The sequence below is a fragment of the Bradyrhizobium sp. AUGA SZCCT0182 genome, assembly GCF_018130185.1.
In the GTDB taxonomy this organism is placed as follows: Bacteria; Pseudomonadota; Alphaproteobacteria; order Rhizobiales; family Xanthobacteraceae; genus Bradyrhizobium.
In genome coordinates, this window is the sequence record NZ_JAFCLY010000001.1 from 274,434 (window position 1) to 296,968 (window position 22,535).

Below are 22,535 nucleotides of genomic sequence, written 5' to 3' on the forward strand. Positions count from 1 at the left end.
TCACTGCCTCAAGAGGCCGTTTCACACCAGACGTAATTGACGATGCCTTCAAAGTTGATGAGCAGCCTTTAGTGTCGAACGGACTCGCCGTTCACCTTGACCAGTAACGCCTCCGCTTTCGCGACAAGAGGCTTATGCTCAAGCCGCTCGGCAATGGCGATACAGTTCCGCAAGCATTGGCTTGTTTGTTCCGGATCAGCCTCCGGCCGCATCGCGAACATCCTCCCTTCCGATAACCATGTTTCCGCTTCGAGACCTTCATACCCTTGCTGGCGAGCTCCAGCGCGAACCGATCTCACGTTTTCCAGCGCATCCGCAGACGCGTTCTGTGCAAGCGCCAGGTAGTTGGGCGCCCGCAACATGACCGATGAATGACCGACCGCGTGTGCCTGGTCTCGTGCTTCCGTCAAAACGACTTTGGCCTCGTCGATTAGGCCGAGCTCCAGATTTGCCATTCCGCAAAGGCAAGCAAGAATTGGGACGTAGAGTTTTGTTTCGTGTTCCTTGGCCAGCTTCAACGCCTTCTCAAGCTCGACTTTTGCGCCCGCGAAATCACCGCGGTTGAGCAGGATCGAGCCCGAGCAATAACCAACCGACACGCGATCGATGGGTCGGCCGGTGCGATCTGCAATCGCGCGCGCATGCCCCTGAACGGTCTCTGCCTGGTCCCACTCCCCCAACATACTCAGCACGACAGCCCACATCATGTAGCAAAGTATCGCCAAACCTTGCGGGGTGTTGCCGAGCGGAGCCCTGGGATCGGGCCCCGTCAGTTGCTGGCACGCGCGTGCAAACATTTTCTCCGCTTCACGGCACCGGCCCGCGACAAAATAAGCCTGGCCCAAGCCAAACTCCGCGTAGCTCAGCCATCCACGATCGCCGAGTTGCTCGGCCTTGCCGACAGCCTCCTCCCCGGCCTCGATCGCTTCGACGGGCGCGCCATAAAAATTGAGCGCCGCTGCGCGCACCGCCATGGTCGCAACCTTGCGCGCATGGTCCCCGATCGCCGCTGCGCGCGCATCGGCCTCCTTCGCCAGACTCAGCCACTTGTCGACAACGCCAAAGGAAGAAAACGCCACGCGCGACTCAATCCGCAGATCGATGGCAAGCGTCTCGCGCTCGGCCGATAGCGGCGCCTTGTCGAGCGCATCGATCGCAATCCCGAAATATTGCGCGCCCTCGGCCAGCGCCGAACGATCAATACATTTCCTGGCTATGTTGCGGGCGAACAGCGCACTCTTCCGCCAGTCCTTTGCGCCTGTTGCGTGGTATAGAAGAACATCGGACTGGTCGTCCAGGCGACCCGACACTCCAGCCTCGATACTGGCGAGAATTCGCCGATGCAGTTTTTCACGCGCCGCTTCCAGCATGGATTCGTACGCTTCCTGGCGGATCAGTTCGTGCGGGAATTCGTAGACGTGACTTGGCAACAAACTGACTTCGATCAGGAGTTCGGCGCGATCGAGCGCGGCCAGTTGAGACTGCAGCTGCTCGTCCGGCAGGCCCGTTACCTCCTGCAAGATGCGGGCGGTTGCCTGTGTTCCGACCGCAGCCGCTGTCCGAAGGAGAATCTTTTCATCCCAGCTCAAACGATCGATACGCGCGGCGATCATGCCCTGAATGGTCGCGGGCATGCCCAATCTATCCGGAGATATGTCAACGCTGGCGCTATCGTGGTGCCCGCCGAGAACGACCTGATCCGAAAGACCGCGACACACCTCTTCGATGAAAAGCGGCACGTTGCCGGTATGCCGGAGGATGCGGTCCTTCAAGTCCGTCACCGACGGGGAATGCCCAAGGATATCGTCCAGCATCTCGCGACCGGCGTCGTCGTCCAGCGGACGCAACCACAGACTGACGGAGCTTCGTCGGCTACGCAGCTCCGGCGTTCCGGTCGGCCTGCTGGTGGTCACGATCAGCAACGGATGACGGGCGGTCAGTGATTCCAGGGATTCAATTGGCGCCGCACTCGCACTATCGATCCAGTGCAAATCCTCGATCAGAAGCATGACCCGCGAGTCCTGGGTTATGCGCTCAATGACGGCACGGCTTGCCTCTGCAATTGCCCGACCACGTTGCCTGGGCTCAAGCTTGCTCCAATCCGGATCCGAAACCGGAAGGTCCAGCACGGCATCTATCGCCGCGTGCCAGATCGGCGGCAAACCGGCGAGCGGATCCTCGCCCGGAATCGGCTTGCCGGCCCGCAAATGTGGCGACAGCGCCGATTGCAGAACGTTCTTCAACACGGCAAAGGGCGAGGCTTGCAAGGGCGGGCTGCATTCGGCCTCGATCACGCGCCAACCGGCCGCCCGCAACTCCTCCACAAACTCGTACACCAGACGCGATTTGCCGATGCCGGGATCGCCAAGCACGGAAACCATTTTCCCGTCTTTGGCGATTCCGTCGGCCACCGCTCTAAGAGACTTCATTTCAGAGTCTCTTCCGACGAACCGCCCGATGCTTCGAGCCTTGCGAACCTGCCAGGTTGAAAGCTGGTGAACCCCGACTACCCTGTACATCGGAATTGGGTTTGCGAAGCCCTTCAGATGCCTCGGCTCCATCGTCTCGAAGTCAATGAACCCTTCGGATAGCAGCCGGCACGCTTCCGAGGCCATAATCTGTCCCGATGGGGCGACAGCCTGCAGTCGTTCCGCCAAGTGCTGTGCTGAACCGCCGAATTCGTAGACGTGGGAGACGTCACTCGAAACGACATAGGCCAGGACGTAGGCGGAGTGCAGCCCCACGCGCACCTGGATGCTGGGGTCGCCAAGTTCTGCAACACGCCGGATCAGTTCGATCGCTGCGTGGCAGGCAAGGCGACTATGGTTATCGTCAGCGCTTGGGGCGCCAAACGCGGCCACCAATCCGTCCCCGAGCTCCTTGCTGACCGTGCCGCGAAATTGTCGAACCGCGGCTCGCATCGCTGACAGTGCGGGTTCGAGACGGGAGACGGCATGTTCGGGATCGAGGTCCGCAACAATATTCGTCGAGCCGACAATATCCGCGCGCAGAATCGTTACGAATTTGAGTTCGGCCTTGGGTTCGGTAGAGGCCTGGACATCTTCGGCAACAGCACCGCCGCCGTTGATGGTTACGCGTAGCGAGCCTCCGCAATAAGCGCAGAAACTACTTTCCGGCCGATTGGATTTACCGCAGCTGTCGCACCGCTTTTGCAGCGCCCGAGCCCCGCAGGCCGCGCAGTACTTGTCCCGCTCATCCATTGCCGATCGGCACGCATCACAAAACATAATCGCGTCCTGACGGGATCAGTCGATTATTCGAGTAATTTCTCGTATTTAGCCTTGTATTTAGCTGCCATTCGGAATGGTGACCCATTCCGCCCGCCTCTGCAAGGTTGTTATCCCCGATGAACCAGCGGATTAAGACGGCCTTTTGTCTGCCCCGCGTCTGGATGTGCCGATGGCCACTTTGCGGGGTCAAGCCTTAACCATGTAGGCTCATCGGAGCAGATCGGACGCCGGCAGCCCCCGAACTCTCGGGGTACCCGGCGCAGTCATACCGCCCGACGGAAAAAACCTGACGTTCGGTGGACGGACTCGACATTCATCGCGGATGAGATGGTCACCGCCTTGCTTCAACACCTGAACAGCAGTTGCGCGGCGATCTAGCAATAGACGTTGAGGCTCGACTTTGTTGGCTGCCATGCAACGCTGATAATGGCTTTCGACACCCACGGTAGGTGCAACCGATCAGTGAGGAGAAAGCCTACTCCCCCTTGAGGCCGCATCGCGGACCACCGCGCTCCACTTGCGCGTCTCGCCGTCGATGACTTTGCCGAACTCCGCGGCCGTGCCGCTGCGTGAGCTTCCAGCCCCCGGACCAGCAGCTTCTGTTTCACCTCGGGATCGGCAAGCGCGCGGCCAGCCTCTGCCTGTACCCAAAGGTCAGGCCCTCGGGCCGTGACTTGCCGTAAGCGTTCAGCTCCTGCAGGTCCTTTGAACGCCGCCTGCGCATTGGCGATCAGAAATATCGGCGCAACGACCTTTCAACTCACCGACCGGCCTCGCGCCAGCGGCGCCGAGCCCGTCGGCGGTCCCGGCCGCCGTCCCGCGGCGGGAATGGGCGATCCGCCATATCTGCGCCGGCGGCCGGCCAGCGCGGCCAACGGTCGCGGCGGCGTCACTTCGGATGATCCCCCGAACGTAGGGTCCCAAAGGTTGCATCCGCGTTCCATTGTGGCTTGTGGCCGGGCGCGCTTTAGTTCTAACCTTGCAGCAAAAGCGCCATAGAGCGCGGACAGGCGACAAGAACGAAACAGAACGAGATCTTGGGAGGATCAATGAAACGCAGGACGCTTCTCGGCGGAACGATCGCCGCCGCCGTGCTTGGCCTAACTTTTGGGCTCAACTCAGCCGCACTCGCTCAACAGCCCCCGATCAAGATCGGCATGTCGATGGCACAGACCGGCGGTCTGGCGGGCGGCGGCAAGGCCTCGCAGCTCGGGATCGAGATCTGGCGCGACGACGTCAACGCCAGGGGTGGCCTGCTCGGCCGCAAGGTCGAACTCATCGTTTATGACGACAAGTCGAGCGCTTCGGAAACGCCGGCGATCTATTCCAAGCTTCTGGACGTCGACAAGGTCGATATCCTGTTCGCGCCCTACGCGACCGTGCCCACCGCGCCGCTGATGCCGCTGGTCAAGCAGCGCGGCATGTTGCTGATGGGCAACTTCTCGTTCCAGGTGAACAGCAAGGTTGGCCACGACATGTGGTTCAACAATGCCCCATGGGGACCGGCCGACAGCTGGGCGGCGTCCTTCCTCGAACTCGGCCAGAAGGCCGGCGGCAAGACCATCGCGCTGCTCGCGGCCGACCAGGAATTCGCGCAGAACCTGGCGCTGACCGCACGCGACGTCGCCAAGAAGATGAACATGCAGATCGTGTTCGACCAGGCCTATCCGCCGAACACGGTGGAATTCTCCTCGATCCTGCGTGCGCTCAAGGCTGCCAAGCCCGACATCGTCTATGTCGCGTCCTATCCGCCGGATTCGGCCGGGATCCTGCGCGCCGTGAACGAAATCGGGATCGGCAACAACGTCAAGATCTTCGGCGGCGGCATGGTCGGGCTGCAGTTCGGCGCCGTCATGGAAAATCTCGGCTCCCTGCTCAATGGCGTCGTCAACTACAACACATGGCTGCCGGAACCGAGCATGCAGAACGAGGGGACCAAAGCGTTCTTCGAGACCTATACCAAGCGCGCCATCGAAGCCAAGGTCGATCCGCTCGGCTACTATCTGGCGCCGTTCGGCTACGCCAGCGGCCAGATGATCGAGCAGGCGATCAAGGCAGTGGGATCGCTCGACCAGAAGGCGCTCGCAAAGTATCTACGCGAGAACGAGCACAAGACCATCGTCGGTCCGATCGCGTTCGCCGCCGACGGCGAGCGAAAGGAATCCGCAACGCTGCAGGCGCAGTTCCGTGGCGTCGTGGACAAGAATATGGACCAGTTCCGCAAGTCCGGCACCCAGGTGATCCTGTTCCCGGCGAAAATGAAATCCGGCGATCTCATCAGCCCGTTCGAGGCTGCCCGGAAATAACCATCGCGGCTAGAGTCCCGTTTCGATTAAATCGAAACGGGACTCTAGATTCCTTATTTTGACGCGTTTTCTTGACGCGAACCGGCATCCACTTCGCTGGAAAACGCTATGATCTCCGGACCATGGTGCGCTGACCCCGGTCGGCGCACCAGCGCCCCGAGCAATTTTGGTGGGAAAGGCAGCGCGTGCGCGAACCGGGAAGGCGGCGGCTCAGGAGCGGGTCAAGGGGGACCTTACGTGTTTTCATTTGAACTGCTGCTCGATGCAGTAGTGCTCGGGGTGCTGCTTGGCTGTTTCTACGCGGCGGTCAGCCTTGGGCTGTCAGTCGCGTTCGGCCTGCTCGACGTTCCCCACGTCGCGCACCCGGCCTTTCTGGTGCTGGCGTCCTACGCCGTCTATGTGCTCAACGAGTTCTATGGAATCGATCCGCTGCTGGCGGGACTGCTGATCACACCGTTCCTCTTCCTATTCGGTCTCGCCGCCTACCGCCTGTACTACGAGACGTTCGAGAAACGCGGCAGCGACGCAGGCGTGCGCGGCATCGCGTTCTTCTTCGGCATCGCCTTCATCATCGAAGTCCTGATCATCCTGCAATTCGGCGTCGACCAGCGCTCGGTCACCGCGCCCTATATCGGCAAGGCCTGGCGGATCGGCGATATGCGGATTCCCTACCGGCTGGTGGTCGCGTTCGCCGTCGCCGCTTTGCTGACGACCCTGCTGGCGCTTTATCTGTCGAAGACCTTCATGGGACGCGCGATCCGCGCGGTCGCCCAGGACCAGGAAGCGCTGCGGCTGATGGGCGCCAACCCGATCCGGATCAAGCAATGGGCGTTCGGCATCGCAACGGCCGTGCTCGGCATTGCCGGCGCCCTGCTCATCATCGTCGCCCCCGTCGACCCGACGCTCGACCGCGCCTATATCGGACGGACCTTCTGCGTCGTCGTCATGGCCGGGCTCGGCAGCATGACCGGCACGCTGGTTGCGGCCATCATCCTCGGCGTCGCCGAATCGATCGTGCTGACCCTGTTCGGCGCCTCCTGGGCGCCGGCCATTTCCTTCGCGATGCTGCTCGGCGTTCTCGCCGTGCGGCCGCAGGGGCTGTTCGGCAGGCGGTCATGAAGCGCAACGGTTTCTTTTTCTGGATTGGCGCGGCGATCTTTCTGATCGCCATTGCGCTGATGACAAAGCTCATCACCAACGAGTACCCCTTCTTCGCCGGTTATGTGATCCTGCAATTCATCGTGCTCGCGGTAGCCTGGAGCATCCTCGGTGGCCATGCCGGCTATGTGAATTTCGGCACCAGCGCGTTTTTCGGCATGGGCGTCTACACGGCGGTATTCCTGTTCAAGGTGGCCGGCGCGCCGCTCCTGGTGCAGATCGCCGCCGCCGCCGGCGTCGGCGCGCTGATGGGCTTTGCATTGGGCCTGTTGACCCTGCGCATGCAGGGCATCTTCTTCTCGATTGCGACGATCGCGCTGACCATCGTGATCGAGACCTCGATCACCAATTGGCGCTATGTCGGCGGCGCGGCCGGTATCCAGTTGCAACGACCGCCGGTGACGTGGCCGTTCTCCGGCTATGTCCAGATGCTGTTCTTTGTCCAGGCGGTGCTCGTGGTGCTGGCGGTTGTGGTTTCGCGCTACATCCAGAATTCGTGGATCGGCCGCGGCCTGCAGGCGCTGCGGGACGACGAACTCGCTGCGGAATGCACTGGTGTGCCGACCCTGCGGCTGAAAGTGCTGGCCTGCGTCGTCTCCGGCGCGCTGATGTGCGCGGCCGGCGCACCCGCCGCGATGTATCTGCAGTATGCCGACCCCTCCTCCGCGTTCAACCTCAACTATTCGGTCTCGACGCTGGCGATGTCGCTGATCGGCGGCACCGCGCATTGGGCCGGCCCGATCGTCGGCGCCATCCTGCTGGGCACCACGCAGCAATTGCTGACCGTGACCATCTCGTCGGAAGTGAATGTGCTGGTGCTCGGCGTCATGCTGGTGCTGTTCGTGGTGGCCGCACCGGAGGGCTTGATCGGCCTGCTGCGCCGGGTTCGCGACAAGCGCAGGGAGGGCAAGCAATGACGCCCCCCGGCACCAGCGCACCCCTGCTGCAGATATCAGGGCTTACAAAGCGCTTCGGCGGCTTTACCGCGCTCGACAATGTCAGCGTCGACATCCGCCCCGGCGAACGGTTCGGCCTGATTGGCCCGAACGGCTCGGGAAAGACCACGCTGATCAACTGCATCTCCGGCGCGTTCCGCACCGAGGCCCGTACTGTGGTGTTCCGCGGCGAGGACATCACGCAATTGCCGGCGCATGTCCGCACCCGCCGCGGCATTGCCCGCAGCTTCCAGATCCCGCGGCCGTTCAAAAGCATGACGGTGGTCGAGAACCTGATGGTGGCGCTTGATTTCGCGGTGGCCACGGATCCGCTCGTCTCGGCTGCGCACCGGCACGAGACCGCGATGTCGATCCTTGCCGGCATGGGTCTCGCGTCCAAGGCCGATGCATCCGCCACCACGCTGAGTCAGGTCGAACTGCGCAAGATGGAGCTCGCCCGCGCGATGGCGACGCGGCCAAAGCTGCTGATATCAGACGAGGCGATGGCCGGGCTTTCCTCTTCGGAAGTCGACGAGGTGCTTGATCTCCTGATGAGCCTTGCGGACCAGGAAATCACCGTCATCATGATCGAGCACATCATGCAGGCCGTGATGCGTTTTTCGCAGCGCGTGATGTGCCTCGACGCCGGCAAGATCATCGCGATCGGCGCGCCGAACGAAGTCATGGCCAACCAGCGGGTGCAGGAGGCCTATCTTGGCACTTAGCCTCGCGATAGCAGGCCTCGATGCCGGTTACGGCGCCGTCAAGGCGCTGCGCGGCGTCTCGCTCGATGTCAAAGCGGGCGAGACCGTCGCCCTGCTCGGCACCAACGGCAACGGCAAGAGCACGCTGATGAAGTGCGTCGCCGGGCTGGTGCGGCCGCAGCGCGGAACCATGCAGCTGACGATCGACGGCACCACGCATGACCTGACCAAATTGTCACCGGAAGCCATCGTCGATCTCGGCGTCGCGATGGTGCCGGAGGGGCGGCGGCTGTTTCCCAAACTGACGGTACTGGAAAACCTGATGCTCGGCGCCTTCCGCAAGGCGGCCCGACGCGACATCGACAAGAATCTGGCGCAGGCCTTCGAAACCTTTCCGGTGCTGAAGGACCTGCAGAAGCAGCTCGCCGGCACCATGTCTGGCGGCCAACAGCAGATGCTCGCGATCGCGCGCGCGCTGATGTCCTCGCCGCGCCTGCTCTTGGTCGACGAGCCGTCGGTCGGACTGTCGCCGCTCTTAGTATCGCAAACCATTTCCAAGATCGGCGATCTCAATCAACGCCTCGGCCTCACCGTGCTGATGGCCGAGCAGAACTTCAACCAGGCGATCCGCATCGCCAACCGCGGCTACATCATCGTCCACGGCGAGATCGTTGTCGCGGCCAGTTCCGTCGACGAATTGAAGGGTAACGACATCGTCAAGCGGCTCTATCTCGGCGGCATAGCCTGATGGCGCAAGACGGCGCGCACGCGTCCTTGTAAAGTCGGCAACCTGACCGGAGAAACCAGCCGATGCGTCTCCTGAGCGAAGACTTCCCCTTGGGCCTGCCCGCCGGACCCGTATTCCCCAGAGCCTATCCCGAAGTCGAGCCGGACGCGCTGTCCAATGTCGAACTGTTTCTGCAGGGACAGCCGTTCGACATCTACGCGCAGCTGCGCGCCGAGGCGCCGGTGGCGTGGCAGCGCGAGGGCAATAATGGCCCCGGCTTCTGGGCACTGACCCAATATAACGACGTGATGCGCGTCGATGGCGATCCCAAAACCTTCTCGTCGCAGAAGGGCGGGATTTTGATGGCCTATGGTCCGCCCGAAACGCGGCATCCGCTGCTGTTCCGCGCCTCCGTCGATGCCATGATCAACATGGACGCGCCCTGGCACCTGCAACTCCGCAAGGAGCACATGCCCTATTTCACACCTAGCTATCTCACGGGCATCCGGGAGAAAGTAGCTGCCGAGACCACGCGGCTGATCGACGGCATGGCCGGCCTTGGCGAATGCGACCTGGTCGAAACGCTGTCGTCACGCCTGCCGCTGTTCACGCTGTGCGAAATCCTCGGGGTGCCGGAAGCCGACCGGCCGAAATTCCTGGACTGGATGCACTATCTCGAAGTGGCCGGCCATGTCGCGGCGACGCAACGCAAAAATCCGCAGCCCACGCCCGAGTTCATGGCGTTCGTCAAGGCGTTCAACGAGAACGTCGCCGAGATGTTCGCCTATGGCCAGCACATGCTGCAGAAGCGACGCGCCGATCCAAAGCCCGATCTGATGAGCGCGATCGCGCGCGCCACCATCGACGGCGAATTGCTACGCGACGAATATCTCGACGGCTCCTGGCTGCTGATCGTGTTCGCCGGCAACGACACCACGCGCAATTCGATTTCCGGCTCGATGAAGCTTTTGACCGAATTTCCCGATCAGAAGCGCGCGCTGATGTCCGACCTATCGCTGCTGCCCAACGCCGTCGATGAGCTAATCCGCATGATCAGCCCGGTGATCTACATGCGCCGCACCGCCACGGAAGATGCCGAGATCGGGGCACAGAAGATCGCGGCCGGCGAGAAGGTCATCATGTATTACGGCGCCGCCAACCGCGATCCCGCGATCTTTCCCGATCCTGACAGGCTCGACATCCGCCGCGCCAATGCGTCCAGGAACATCGCCTTCGGCTTCGGCCCGCATGTCTGCATCGGCAAGCGCGTGGCGCAGCTGCAGCTCGAAGAAGTCTATCGCCAGCTGCTGACGCGGCTGCCGGATATCGAATACGCCGGCGGCATCGAAATGGCGCCGAACAATTTCGTCCACGCCATCCGCAAACTGCCGGTGCGCTTTACTCCGCAGCGCTCGATCTGACCGCTGGCCGTACCGACCGCGCGCCCGACGCAAACACGATGTCTTCATAGCCCTTGGCGACGGCGTCGTTGATGGCGGCGACGTATTTCGGCGTGCCGCCGTTGTAGACGAAGTAGCGGTACTTGCCGTGCTCGTGGCCGGGAACGTTGGAATTGTAGCCGGTGAACCACGACTTGGCGTTTCGCATCAGCATGATGGCGTACATCTTTTTCACATGCGCGCTCCAGCGCTCCTGCGCCGCCAAAGTTGGATCGGCGCTGGTGTAGCCGCGATCCCAGATGTGCTCGAGCAAGCCCATGCACCAATTGACGCCGGTCTCGATGCCGCGCGGAAAATTGGTCGAAGCCGAACCGCTTTGCGGGCCGGTCGGCATCAACAGGTTTGGAAAACCGTGAACGAGCATGCCGAGGAAGGTCGACGGACCGTCCTTCCATTTGTCGTATAGCTTCTCGCCGCCGATGCCACTGATGTCGATCTGGTCGTACGCGCCGGTGATGGCGTCAAAGCCGGTCGAATAGATGATGATGTCGAAATCGTAGTCGCGCGCCGACGTGCGCAGGCCGGTTTCGGTCACGCGTTCGAGCGGCGTCTCGCTGATATCGACGAGATGTACATTGTCGCGGTTATAGGCCTCGAAATAATTCGTCTCCAGCGGCACGCGCTGCACGCCAAAACCATGGTCTTTCGGAATCAATCTCTCTGCGATGACCGGATCCTTCACGCGCCGGCGGATGCGGTCGGCGATGTAGGCGGAGAACTCGGCGTTCGCCACTTCGTCGGTAAATATCTCGCGGAAATTACTGAGCCAGATTCCGAATCCCGGCTCGTCGTAGAGCTTGTCCCACAGCGCCAGCCGCTCCTCGCGTGTCACCTCGTAGAAGCCGCGTCGGTCGGGCTCGTGCTCGAAGCCACCGGGGCTGCGGGCGCAGGCCGCGAAGATGTCGTCATAGCGCGACCTGATGTCGGCCATCTCCTCGTCCGAGATCGGTCCGTTGTTGAGCGGTGCCGCCCAGTTCGGCCGCCGCTGGAACACGGTCAATTCGCCGACCTTGTCGGCGATCTCGCCGATCACCTGGATCGCTGTGGCGCCGGTGCCGATGATCGCGACCTTCTTGCCCGCCATCTCGACCGGCTCGTGCGGCCAGTAGAAGGTGTGGAACGAGCGGCCCTTGAAGGTGTCCATGCCTTCCAGCCGCGGCAAGGTCGGCGTCGAGAGCAGGCCGATCGCCAGAATGACGAACCGGCAGGTCAGCTCGCGGCCATCGTCGATCCTGAGCCGCCAGATGTGCTGCGCCTCGTCGAACTGCGCAGCCTCCACCTTGGCGTTGAACTGCATGTATTTGCGTAGATCGAATCTGTCGGCGACATGGTTGAGGTAGCGGAGATTTTCGGGCTGGCCCGAAAAGCGTTCCTTCCAGTGCCACTCGTTGAGCAATTCCCGCGAGAAGGAATAACCATAGGTGTAGCTCTCCGAGTCGAAACGTGCGCCCGGATAGCGGTTCCGGTACCAGGTCCCGCCGAGGTCGGGGGAGCCGTCCAGCACCGTGGCATCCACCCCGAGATCGGCCAGACGCTTGATCTGATAGATGCCGGCCACACCCGCGCCAATCACGATCACTTCGTAATGCGACTTGTCGCGGGGAGCCTTGGTCCCTTCGGTCATATTCCACCCGGTCTTTGTTGTTCTTGGCAACGACGGCGCTTGTGCCCACCATACCAACAATCCGCGCATTGCACTTGCGTCAGGATGCCAGGGTTGCGCCTGATGGCTTTACCTGGCGGGGGCCGTTCCGTACCCTAGCGGTTCCTGTGGCAATGAAAGCAGCAGCATGCACGACCAGTTCACCAACACCCAGCAGATCCGAAAGCCCGCAGTGACTTCCAAAGGCGGCATCGTCGCCGCGCAATCGGGCAAGGCGGCCAAGGTCGGCGCCGAAGTGCTGGCGGCGGGCGGCGATTGCGTCGATGCCGTGATCGCGACGACGTTTGCGCTGGGCGTGCTGGAACCCTGGATGAGCGGGCTCGGCGGCGGCGGCGCGATGGTGCTCTATCGCGCCCGCGAGGACCGTTATGAAGTGATCGACTACGGCATGCGGGCGCCGCTCAGCCTGCGCCTGGAGGATTATCCGCTGAGCGGCGGAGCGGCATCCGATCTGTTTCCGTGGGCGCGGGTCAAGGACGACCGCAACATCCATGGCCCCGGCGCGATCGCGGTGCCCGGCGTGGTTGCCGGCATGGAGGAAGCGCATCGCCGCCACGCCAAAATGCCGTGGCAGGAATTGCTCGCGCCCAGCGTTGCCCTCGCCGGTGAGGGCCTCGCGGTCGACTGGTGGACCACGCTGATGATTGCGAGTGCGGCCGCTGATCTCAGGCGCTATCCCGCCAGTGCGACGGCCTATCTCGTTGATGGATTGCCGCCGAATGCGCCATGGGGGATCAAGACCAAGGTCCGCCTGCCGCAGGACAAGCTCAAGGCCACGATGGCGCATCTGGCAGCGCAAGGTCCGCGCGATTTCTACGAAGGCGATCTGGCGCGCAGCCTCGCCGCCGATGTGCGAAGCGCCGGCGGCGCGCTGTCGGTCGAAGATCTCATCCCGTTCAAGGCCTATCTGCGCGAACCGCTGGCGATCCCCTATCGCGGCGGCAAGGTGTTTGCGACGCCGGAACTGACCGCCGGACCAACGCTGGCGCGTACGCTGCACCTGCTGCAGCAAAATCTGAAACCGGCGAAAAGCGGACCTGACGCCGCGACCTACACGGCCTATGCCGAAGCGCTGCAAACGGCCTACCGCGAACGCCTCAAGGACATGGGCGATGCCGACGGCCGCCGCGCGCTCGGCGCCGAAACGCTGGCGCCGGCCTGCACCACGCATTTCTCGGCCGTCGACCGCGACGGCAACATGGCCGCGGTGACGCAAACCCTGCTGTCATCGTTCGGCTCCAAATTCGTCTGTCCGCAAACCGGCATCACCATGAACAACGGCATCATGTGGTTCGACCCGACGCCGGGCACGCCGAATTCGCTGGCGCCCGGCAAGCGTTGCCTCACCAATTATACGCCGGTGCTGGCGCAGGCGTCTGACGGCCGCCGCACCGCCATCGGCGCCTCCGGCGGCCGGCGCATTCTGCCCGCGGTGACGCAGCTGCTGTCGTTCGTGATGGATTACGGCATGGATCTGGACGCGGCGATCCATCAGCCGCGCATCGACGCCAGCGAAGGCGCCATCGTGATCGGCGACGTGCGCTTGCCGAAATCAACGCGGGAGAGCCTGCATGCGCAGTTCGATTACGAGGAAGCGCGGATCCAGACCACGCCGATGAAGTTCGCCTGCCCGAGCGTCGTACTGCGCGACGGCGCCACCAACAGCGGCGCCACCGAGGTGTTCCAGCCATGGAGTGAGGCGGTCGCGGAAGCGTAACGCGACAATCGCAAAGGGTACGGCCCGATGCGAAAAGTCTGGATCGTCCACGCGGCTCTTTCCCGCCCGCCCCTCGCCCATGAGCAGCTCGATCCGATCGAGCTAATTCAGCCGCTCAGGACTCAAGCGAGAGCAAGGGAATATCGAGAAAATAGACGAACCCGCTCGGCTCGTACGTCAATCTGACATTGCCTTTGAGTTGCCGGCCGAGCGTCTCGATCAGGCGCGTGCCAAAACTCTGGCGCGTCGGAGCCGCAACCGCCGGGCCATCCTGTTCTTTCCAGGTGAAATGCAGCCGCGATGCCGGCGCATCCTTCGCCCAGCTGATTGCCACGTGACCGGCGGGCACCGACAATGCGCCAAATTTCGTGGTGTTGGTGCAGAGTTCGTTGAGGGTCATCGCGATCGCAATAACCGCGCCCGACGCGATCTGCACATCGGATCCGGCAATCGAAAACCGGGGCCTGTCCGGATTGTCGAACGGCTCGGTCGCCCCCTGCACGATCTTTCGCAGCTCCGCACCGGTCCAGCGCGCCTGCAACAGCAGATCATGGGCCCTCCCGAGCGCCAACAGACGGCCTTCGATCGCTTGCTGCGCATGCTGCGTGCTCGGCGCGTTGCGAAGACTTTGCGACGCGATGGCGCCCACGGTTGCCAGCGTGTTCTTGATGCGGTGATGAAGCTCTTCGAGGATCAGTTTTTGCAGCTTGTCGGCGGCTTCGCGCTCCTTGGCGTCGATGCCGGCCTGCTCAAGCAGCGTCTCGGCGCTGAGCTTGGCCTGTGTCAGCAGCAGCCGGAGACTGACGTTTTCTGCCGCCAGTTCCTCCTGCGGTGACGTCGGATCGGACGCCTCAAGGGAGGCATACGGATCAGGAACTGTTCTGAACATCGACAACGAATACCACCATCTGTCCGGTTCCGGACATTTCTTTATGCCAATGATTCAGCCGTCTGACCGTTACGGTGCAAAGCCATCGGATGTCCGTCTCCTGCCGATTTCAGGCCGGGCCAAGCATTACGCGCATTTCCGCAATGATTTCGTCGGATTGCAGCGGTTTGCCGAAAAATCGGCTGTCCAACGGAATGTCGCTGCCGGACAATTTCAGCTGTCCGGACGCCAGGATGATCTTGATGGGCGGCCAATTCTCGCGGACCGCGTGTGCCAGTTGCAGCCCGTTCATGCTACCGGGCATCTGAACGTCGGTAAGCATCAGCGCGATATCGGATCGGGAGCGGAGGATGGCCATGGCTTCATCCGCGTCCACGGCCTCGACCGGGACATAGCCGGCGTCTTCCACCATATCGACCACGCGCATGCGCAGCATCATCTCGTCTTCAACGACGAGCACGACGAGCGGAAGGCGGGAATGATCCAGAGGCATCATATATGGCTCAACGGCACGCCATGACCAGGCGCACCTCGCGAACGGCTGCACCCGACGCTCCTAGCAGCGCGAATACCGCGAACGCCGAGATAGCTTTGGTCATGTTGGGCTGCTGACTGTGGCGGATCGCCAATCCCACTGCGCTTGGGGATCGATTGGCAACGGCGCTGCGGACGCAGAGTTCCGCAACGACGACTTATATTTGCATCGCCGCGCTTGCCAATTAAGGCAGGCGTCGATCCCGGCTCACGCGGCGACGCTGTCAATTCCAGGCCGCGCCGCGGCCTCGGCCATCAGCCGCGAAAGTCGATGCTGCGCAGGATGATGCCGGGAGGCGAGCCCTCGAACTCCCGCGCCTGGAACTTGCGCGAGGCGCATTGTTCGATCCGGTCGCGCAGCCGGACGAACTGCTCTTCACGCCGTTCCGGCGCCGTCCGCGAAACACGCTCAAGATCGTCCATCGCCGACGCACTGACGGCGCAGGGGACTTCCCTGCCGTCGTCCATCATGGAAAATTTCAGCACCATGCGATCATATTCGTAGCCCCCGATGCTGCCACGCGCGAGCGTCATCGGGCGGTTCTCAAAGGTCGGAACAACCGTACCATCGATTTCTCCCACTCAACCCACCATCATCTTCTTCTTGGCCGGCGGGGGATTGATTTCGGCAATCCTGCGCAGGCAGTCGGCTTCGGAATCATGCGGGCCCGAAACGAAGGTGCCGCTGACCTTGGTCGAGTACCAGCCGGACACGACACCGAGGCGAAGCGATTCTTCTGTCTTGACGTGACGGGGCGAGAGATTTTTCATCAGATACTTTCAGTTTGGCCGTTCGATCTTGCGTCGAACACGCTGGATAAAGTCTTGGTTGGTCGAAGCCGCTTGTTCGTTTTGTTCAGACATCATCGCCGGAGAGCCGGGTGAGATCCGCAAGCACCGCGCTCACGAGGTCGCGGTGATGCGTGTCTGATGGCGCGAGGCTGGCCGAATAGAGGTTGAGCACGTAACGCGCCTTGGCCACCGCCTCGGACCACGAGGCGGCCGGTACGGCCAGGAGCTGGATCTCAACCACGCCCTGCTTGTCGCGCAGCAGTTTCGCGTTGGCCTCGACGTCGGCGAGCACGCGGCGGATGTCGGTTGCCTTCTGCGCCGCCATGCCGCGATGCTTGTCGAGTTCGATCGGCATCTCAGTCACTTGGGCGCGCTCGCGTCGATCCGCTGCGCATCGGACAGATCGACTGAACTGATCGAAATCATTTCCATCGAAGATCGGTGCGGCGCCGCTGCAGGGACCATGATCATGGTGGCGACACGCCGGAAGCACGGGAACGACAGCCCTTCGATCATCTCCTCATCGGTGACGACTTCGTAAGCGCCGGGCGCGAGTTGGCGATCAATTCCCTTGATGCGGAACGGGTGCCTGAAATGAATCGTTTCCCGTCGCGAGCGCATCGTCATGGCAACAGACCTCGTCTGCGCACGGAACCATCGGATTGTTCGGACATCGGCGTAGCGTGCGCGCTTTTGCGGCAATTAGCTATCGTTTTCTCTGTCGAGAGGCGCATTTGGTTGAATAAAGCAGCAAAAGCCTTGTATTCGGTGGTTTCGTAGCCATTTCAAGCAGGTATTCAGCCAAGAAAGTATTTCGAATGAAGCTGCGCGTCGGATTCGAAATGCTTTACGATTTCCCGCAGCCGACACCCATGATCATGGTGCTGGGCACTCATTTCACGCGCGCCTCCGACGTCATCGTGCCGGACTTCCTGACCACCACGCCTGCGGTCGAAATCACCCCCTATCGCGACATGTTCGGCAATTGGTGCAGCCGCATGGTGGCGCCGGGAGGCCGCCTCCGTCTTGCCGCCGATGGCGTCGTTCGCGACTCCGGCCTGCCCGATCCGATGTTCGCCTCGGCGGTCCAGCACGCGGTCGAGGATCTGCCTGCGGACACATTGGTGTATCTGCTCGGCAGCCGCTATTGCGAGACCGACCGCCTTTCGGACATTGCCTGGCAGTTGTTCGAGAAGACGCCGCCGGGCTGGGCGCGGGTGCAGGCGATCTGCGACTTCGTGCATCGCCACATCGCGTTCGGCTACGAGCACGCCCGCGCCACCAAGACGGCGTGGGAAGCCTATAGCGAAGGCAAGGGCGTCTGCCGCGACTATGCTCATCTGGCCATCACGTTCTGCCGCTGCATGAACATTCCGGCGCGCTATTGCACCGGCTATCTCAGCGACATCGGCACGCCCAAGCCCTGGGCCGTGGGGGATTTCGCCGGCTGGTTCGAAGCCTATATCGGCGGGCGCTGGCACATGTTCGATCCGCGCAACAACGTGCCGCGGATCGGCCGCGTCCTGATCGCACAGGGGCGCGATGCCTCCGACGTGCCGATCACCCAGACCTTCGGCCCGAACACGCTGGCGAGCTTCAAGGTGTGGACCGACGAGGTCGCCGCATGAGCGAACCACACCCTGCCCTCAGCGCCGACGAATTCGCCTCCTTGCGCGAAGTCAGCAAGGGGGATGCGCAGCGTGAAATTCCCCAGTTGCACTGGGAACGGCTGGTCGGCCTCGGCTACGCAGTGCGGCGGCTCGGCGAACTCGGCTTGACCGCGTCCGGCCTGCGGCGCCTGGCGAGCGGCCAATAGCCACCTCAATCCCTGGAGCCGCTTGCACCGCTGGCGAGATGGATGCAACTTTCGGCCGACTTGGCCGTAACTCGCTGCATCAGAGCGTTTTCAAGCGAAGTGGAGACCGGTTCGCGTTAAGAAAACGCGTCAAGTCGAGAATCTGGAGCCCCGTTTCGATTTCATCGAAACGGAAGAGGCTCTAGCCAGGGAACATCCGCATGCGCGCTCTTGCTCTGCTTGTCGTTTTCCTGATCGGATTTGGATCGCCGGCCTTCGCCGACGATGTCGCCGCCGCGCAAAGCGTGATCCGCGCGCAGGAGCAGGCTTTTGGCCGCGACGATTCCGCCGCCGCCTATTCTCACGCGGCGCCGTCGATCCAGCAGATTTTTCCGGAAGCCGATATCTTCATGCAGATGGTCCGGCAGGCCTATCCGCCGGTCTACCGCCACAAGAGTTTTGAATTCGGCGAAGCCCGCGCGGCGGGTGGCCGGATTGCCCAGCGCGTCCACATCGTCGATGCCAATGGCGAGGCATGGGAGGCGTTGTATACGCTGGAGCAGCAGCCCGACGGCAGCTTCAAGATCACGGGCTGCTCGCTGTTGAAGGCCGGCCAAGCGGTGTGAGACATACGTTGCGACAGAGGGCCGCCTCGACATCAGAATTCGCACGCAGTCCTTTGCCATTGCAACCGCCGGGGGTTTGCGCCTTACTCGCCCCAATGGACGCAACCGCGTCTTGATCCCGGAGGAAACAAAAATGAAAACAGTACAGACGATGCTGGCCGAGGCCGAAGCCGAGGTGCCGCGTATCAGTCCGGATGAAGCGAAGAAACTGGTTGGCCGGGCTGACGTGCTGTTTCTCGACGTCCGTGAACCGGCCGAGGTCGCAGCATCGGGCAAGGTCCCGGGCGCGCTCGCCATTCCGCGAGGACTTGTGGAATTTCGTGCCGATCCAGCTTCCGCGCTACACGACGCGGCGTTCGATCGATCCAAGACGGTGGTCGCCTACTGCGCGTCCGGCGGGCGCTCGGCGCTGGTCGGCAAGACCCTGAAAGACATGGGATACAATAACGTCCGCAACCTTGGCGGCTTCAAGGGCTGGCTGGAGGCCGGCGGCGAAGTCGAGAAGGGATAATTGGCGCGAGCATGATCCGGACCCGCAGGGCCGCGTTAGCGCAAAGCGGGCACCGGTTTTCCCTCGCGACAAACGCGGAAGGCGTTTGCGCGCAGATCATGCTCACACAAAAAGATGGAGCGGGATGACGGTTCGAAGAAACGTCATCCCGATCTAGGCCATCGCCATCCGCTGCCGCGCGCGCATCAACAGCAGCACCATGATGGCGATGTTGACCAGGTTCCAGGCAACGCCGTTGGTGAACGCGGCGGCGTAGGAGCCGGTGGCGTCGAAGATGACGCCCGAGATCCAGCCGCCGAAGGACATGCCGAACACCGAAGCCAGGATCACGAACCCGACGCGTGTAGCTGCCTCCGAAGCCGGCATCGTCTCGCGCACGATGATGGCGTAGCTCGGCACGATGCCACCCTGGAACAGCCCGAACATCGCAGAGATCAGGAAAAGCGAGGTCAGGCCGTCGAAGAACAGATAAAACAGCAGCGCCGTGCCTTGCGCGATCGAACCGATCAGGAGCGTCGGGATGCCGCCGATCTTGTCGGCCAGGAAACCAGAGCCGATGCGGCTGATGATGCCGAGGCCCAGCATCAGCGACAGCATTTCGGCGCCGCGCGCCACGCCATAGCCGAGATCGCTGCAATAGGCGACGATGTGAACCTGCGGCATCGACATCGCCACGCAGCAGGAGATGCTGGCGAGCCCCAGGATCACGGTGAGTGCATTGGCGGATAGTTTCAGGTCGAGGCGCGGCGGCGGCGCGTTGACATGACTGCGGCGCCCCCCTGCTCCCATCAGGAGCCTCAGACCGACAAGCGCCAGCGTCATCGCCACGGCCGTGAAGATGCCGAGCGCGATATGGGTGGTGCGCCAGTCATAGGTCTGCATGCCCCAGTTCACCAGCGACGGCCAGACCGCGCCGCCGATGTAGTTGCCGCTGGCGGCGATCGCGACCGCCAGCCCGCGGTAGCGTTCGAACCAGTGCGAGGCTTCCGCCATCAGCGGCCCGAAGGTCGCCGCCGAAGAAAGCCCGATGGCAAAATGCACGAGAATGTACGGCCAGATCGACCATGACATGCCGGCGACGATATAGCCGAGGCCCAGAATGCTGATGCCAAGCCCGATCGCGGTGACGATACCGTAGCGGTCGGATATTTTGCCTGTTATCACCTGGCCCAAACCGAAACCGAGCATCATCATGGTGAAGGCCAGTGACGCCGTGCCCCTGGTGGCGCCGAAATCCTGCTGCACCACCGGCAGCGCGACCACCACCGACCACATGCCGACGCTGCCGAGCGAGCCGATCAGCACGGCCACGGCAAGCCGGGCCCAGGCTCGGCGCGAGTCGGGAACGAACAGTTCGGAATCTCGAATGAATTCAGAAGAAATAACCACGGCGGGCGCAACTTCTAGCGCAATTGCCTAGAGGTCAAGCCACAATGGCGCGATATTGGGCATGCAGATGTGGAGGGGGTGGTAAAAAGCGCCACCCCCAACACGCGCGCCAGAGCCCGTTCCGATGGAATCGGCACGGGCTCTGGATTCTCGTCTTGACGCGTTTTCTTGACGCGAACCGGTGTCCACTTCGCTGGAAAACGCTCTAGCTCACGCCATCTGCTGCCACAATTTTTGCACCAGCACGCCGGCGCGTTTCTCGATCGACGCCGCGGCATCCAGCGCCAGGTCCTCGCGATAGCGTCCCGCGATCAGTTGCACGCCGATCGGCTTGCCCTCGTGCAGCGCGACGGGCACCACCGCGGACGGCAGGCCCAGTACATTGATGGCGGAAATGAACCGCAAATCGTTGAAGAACATCTCGGCCACGCGTTCCAGGCTGGTCGTATCCGCGCGCGGCCCGGGCGTCGGCATGACCGTCGTCGGCGCCAGCACGACCGGATAATCCTCAAAGAAGGCTTGCCAGGCGCGAATATGACCGCTGCGCGCGGCTGTCGCACGCATCCAGCCCGGCAGATCGAGCGTGTTCGCCTTTAGCTTGATGCCGCCCCACGCCGTGTGGAAATGCTCCGAGGCTACCGCCAGCATCCCGGCTTCCTGCAGCACGGCGACTTCATTGACGATGATGTCGCACCAGGTCTGCCAGACGCCATTGATATCAGGGACCTCGACTTCGCTGACGCGATAGCCCCCGCGCTCCAGATGGTCGGCGGCCTGCTTCAGCGCCGCGCGCACCGATGGATCGACGTTCATGTCGGCGGGCAGTTTCGCCAGCGCGACCTTGATCGGTCCTTTCGGTTTCGGACCCGCCAGCGGCGCCGGCACCCACCAGGGATCACGCGGATCGCGCTGGCACATCACTTCAAGGCCGAGCCTGACGTCGCCGACGCTGCGCGCCAGCGGTCCCTGCGCCGACATCAGATGCGCGAGCATCGGCCGCTCGGCTGTGGCGCTTTGATTGAAGGCGGGGATACGGCCTTGCGTCGGCTTGATGGTGGCGACGCCGTTGCAATGCGCCGGCCAGCGCAGCGAGCCGCCGATGTCGTTGCCATGCGCGATCGTGCCGATGCCGGCCGCGACCGCCGAGCCGGCGCCGCCCGATGATCCGCCGCAGGTGATCTCGGGATCCCACGGGTTGAGCGTCAGGCCGTGCAGCGGATTATCCGTGAAGCCGCGGAACGAGAATTCGGGCGTGTTGGTCAGTCCCAGCACGACAGCGCCGGCCTTCCGGAGATTGCGCACCACAGGCGCGTCTGATGGGGCGATGATGTTCATTTGCGAAGGCACGCCGTTGGGATTGGGCCTGCCTTCGTAATCGACGTTTTCCTTGATCGTGATCGGCACGCCATGCAGCAGGCCGAGTTCGCCGCCTTTCGCACGCGCCTGGTCCGCCGCCCTGGCAGCCTTGAGCGCTTCGTCGGAGAGATCGACCACAACCGCGTTGAGCTTTGGATTGACCGCGCGCATCCGCGCGACGTGAGCCTCCGTAACCTCGACCGAAGAAATCGCGCCGGACCGGATGGCTGCCGCGGTCTCCAGCGCCGACCATTGCCAGACCGGCCCCTTGGGCGTGGCCGGCTTGCGCGAAGGAGCGCTCTTGGCCTTTGCTTTCCCGGTCTTGCTGGCCACCTTCGCGGCCTTGCTGGCGCGGACAGAAGTTTTTTTGGTCGGTTTTTTCGCGGGCGTCTTTTTCCAAGCGCGCTTCACAACTCTCTTGGCCAATTCGTTTCTCCTCCAATTGCGCGGCGGAGGTTATGGGCGGAGAGGCCGCGTGTCGAGGCTTGCGCGGCCGACCAATGAGCTTCGCCAATCGATTGATTCAAAAGCGATCGATGCGAACAGGCGCGGTGCAATCGCAAAATGTGCCGCGAGGCTGAACGGCGATCGAACGGGAAAGGCGCATTTCCATCGGCATTTCCGTGATCCGGATCACTTTTTCGAAGGCGCGGATCGTTCAGGCTGCGCGCGGGCTCGGGGCCACCGCCGGCCGCTTCTAACGGTTTCGTGAGCAGCAATAG

General features: G+C 62.6%; 21 protein-coding genes. 11 read left to right on the plus strand and 10 right to left on the minus strand.

All coding sequences use genetic code 11. The features are described 5' to 3' along the window. Window positions 1-68: 68 nt before the first annotated feature. Window positions 69-3,248, minus strand: coding sequence for an AAA family ATPase (locus JQ611_RS01240; RefSeq protein WP_283816687.1), 3,180 nt, complete (start codon window positions 3,246-3,248; stop codon window positions 69-71). A 1,052-nt stretch (window positions 3,249-4,300) separates the two neighbouring features. Between JQ611_RS01240 and JQ611_RS01245 the strand changes: the two genes are divergently transcribed. The 6 genes from JQ611_RS01245 (at window position 4,301) to JQ611_RS01270 (ending at window position 10,502) form a co-directional block, all read left to right on the plus strand. After that, a complete protein-coding gene (locus JQ611_RS01245) occupies window positions 4,301-5,557 on the plus strand; it encodes an amino acid ABC transporter substrate-binding protein (protein WP_212464307.1) in 1,257 nt (418 codons plus the stop codon). A gap of 237 nt (window positions 5,558-5,794) precedes the next feature. Then, window positions 5,795-6,676 carry a branched-chain amino acid ABC transporter permease gene (locus tag JQ611_RS01250; RefSeq protein ID WP_212464308.1) on the plus strand — a complete coding sequence of 294 codons (882 nt, stop codon included), beginning with the start codon at window positions 5,795-5,797 and terminating at the stop codon, window positions 6,674-6,676. Further along, the gene (locus tag JQ611_RS01255) at window positions 6,673-7,632 is read left to right on the plus strand and encodes a branched-chain amino acid ABC transporter permease (protein WP_212464309.1); all 960 of its coding nucleotides are present in this window, start codon (window positions 6,673-6,675) and stop codon (window positions 7,630-7,632) included. The genes JQ611_RS01250 and JQ611_RS01255 overlap by 4 nt, the downstream gene beginning before the upstream one ends. Continuing rightward, a complete protein-coding gene (locus JQ611_RS01260; RefSeq protein WP_212464310.1) occupies window positions 7,629-8,375 on the plus strand; it encodes an ABC transporter ATP-binding protein in 747 nt (248 codons plus the stop codon). The genes JQ611_RS01255 and JQ611_RS01260 overlap by 4 nt, the downstream gene beginning before the upstream one ends. Then, entirely contained in the window at window positions 8,365-9,102 is a 738-nt protein-coding gene (locus JQ611_RS01265; protein WP_212266033.1) for an ABC transporter ATP-binding protein, read from the plus strand. Before JQ611_RS01260 ends, JQ611_RS01265 begins: the two co-directional genes overlap by 11 nt. A gap of 62 nt (window positions 9,103-9,164) precedes the next feature. Continuing rightward, on the plus strand, window positions 9,165-10,502 hold the full coding sequence (locus JQ611_RS01270) for a cytochrome P450 (RefSeq protein WP_212464311.1): 1,338 nt from the start codon (window positions 9,165-9,167) through the stop codon (window positions 10,500-10,502). Here the strand turns inward: JQ611_RS01270 and JQ611_RS01275 are convergent. Continuing rightward, the gene (locus JQ611_RS01275; protein ID WP_212464312.1) at window positions 10,480-12,165 is read right to left on the minus strand and encodes an NAD(P)/FAD-dependent oxidoreductase; all 1,686 of its coding nucleotides are present in this window, start codon (window positions 12,163-12,165) and stop codon (window positions 10,480-10,482) included. The genes JQ611_RS01270 and JQ611_RS01275 overlap by 23 nt on opposite strands. Window positions 12,166-12,331: 166 nt before the next feature. Between JQ611_RS01275 and JQ611_RS01280 the strand changes: the two genes are divergently transcribed. Then, the gene (locus tag JQ611_RS01280) at window positions 12,332-13,921 is read left to right on the plus strand and encodes a gamma-glutamyltransferase family protein (RefSeq protein ID WP_212464313.1); all 1,590 of its coding nucleotides are present in this window, start codon (window positions 12,332-12,334) and stop codon (window positions 13,919-13,921) included. Window positions 13,922-14,036: 115 nt separating this feature from the next. Here JQ611_RS01280 and JQ611_RS01285 read toward each other — a convergent pair whose 3' ends face one another. From JQ611_RS01285 to JQ611_RS01310, 6 genes are all read right to left on the minus strand, one after another. Next, a complete protein-coding gene (locus JQ611_RS01285) occupies window positions 14,037-14,810 on the minus strand; it encodes a sensor histidine kinase (RefSeq protein WP_212266029.1) in 774 nt (257 codons plus the stop codon). A gap of 109 nt (window positions 14,811-14,919) precedes the next feature. After that, a complete protein-coding gene (locus JQ611_RS01290; protein WP_312011797.1) occupies window positions 14,920-15,357 on the minus strand; it encodes a response regulator in 438 nt (145 codons plus the stop codon). Between the two features lie 242 nt (window positions 15,358-15,599). Then, a complete protein-coding gene (locus JQ611_RS01295) occupies window positions 15,600-15,878 on the minus strand; it encodes a DUF1488 domain-containing protein (RefSeq protein WP_212464403.1) in 279 nt (92 codons plus the stop codon). 48 nt (window positions 15,879-15,926) lie between these two features. Further along, the gene (locus JQ611_RS01300) at window positions 15,927-16,115 is read right to left on the minus strand and encodes a hypothetical protein (RefSeq protein WP_192739935.1); all 189 of its coding nucleotides are present in this window, start codon (window positions 16,113-16,115) and stop codon (window positions 15,927-15,929) included. An 85-nt stretch (window positions 16,116-16,200) separates the two neighbouring features. Beyond that, on the minus strand, window positions 16,201-16,500 hold the full coding sequence (locus JQ611_RS01305; protein WP_212464314.1) for a hypothetical protein: 300 nt from the start codon (window positions 16,498-16,500) through the stop codon (window positions 16,201-16,203). Then, on the minus strand, window positions 16,497-16,763 hold the full coding sequence (locus JQ611_RS01310) for a hypothetical protein (RefSeq protein ID WP_192739933.1): 267 nt from the start codon (window positions 16,761-16,763) through the stop codon (window positions 16,497-16,499). The genes JQ611_RS01305 and JQ611_RS01310 overlap by 4 nt, the downstream gene beginning before the upstream one ends. Window positions 16,764-16,954: 191 nt before the next feature. Here JQ611_RS01310 and JQ611_RS01315 point away from each other — a divergent pair, with 191 nt between their 5' ends. The 4 genes from JQ611_RS01315 to JQ611_RS01330 all read left to right on the plus strand — a co-directional run bounded on the left by JQ611_RS01315 (window position 16,955) and on the right by JQ611_RS01330 (window position 19,068). Next, entirely contained in the window at window positions 16,955-17,764 is an 810-nt protein-coding gene (locus tag JQ611_RS01315) for a transglutaminase family protein (protein ID WP_212464315.1), read from the plus strand. Continuing rightward, entirely contained in the window at window positions 17,761-17,952 is a 192-nt protein-coding gene (locus JQ611_RS01320) for a hypothetical protein (protein WP_192739931.1), read from the plus strand. The genes JQ611_RS01315 and JQ611_RS01320 overlap by 4 nt, the downstream gene beginning before the upstream one ends. 200 nt (window positions 17,953-18,152) lie before the next feature. Next, complete coding sequence (locus tag JQ611_RS01325) at window positions 18,153-18,557, plus strand: DUF4864 domain-containing protein (RefSeq protein WP_212266026.1); 405 nt, start codon at window positions 18,153-18,155, stop codon at window positions 18,555-18,557. A gap of 133 nt (window positions 18,558-18,690) precedes the next feature. Then, window positions 18,691-19,068 (plus strand): rhodanese-like domain-containing protein, encoded by a 378-nt coding sequence (locus JQ611_RS01330; protein ID WP_212000484.1) that lies wholly within the window; start codon window positions 18,691-18,693, stop codon window positions 19,066-19,068. 153 nt (window positions 19,069-19,221) lie between these two features. Here the strand turns inward: JQ611_RS01330 and JQ611_RS01335 are convergent, their stop codons facing one another. Together JQ611_RS01335 and JQ611_RS01340 are read right to left on the minus strand one after the other, a co-directional pair. Next, a complete protein-coding gene (locus JQ611_RS01335; RefSeq protein ID WP_312011798.1) occupies window positions 19,222-20,457 on the minus strand; it encodes an MFS transporter in 1,236 nt (411 codons plus the stop codon). A 210-nt stretch (window positions 20,458-20,667) separates the two neighbouring features. Next, window positions 20,668-22,239, minus strand: coding sequence for an amidase family protein (locus JQ611_RS01340; RefSeq protein ID WP_212464316.1), 1,572 nt, complete (start codon window positions 22,237-22,239; stop codon window positions 20,668-20,670). Window positions 22,240-22,535 lie beyond the last annotated feature (296 nt).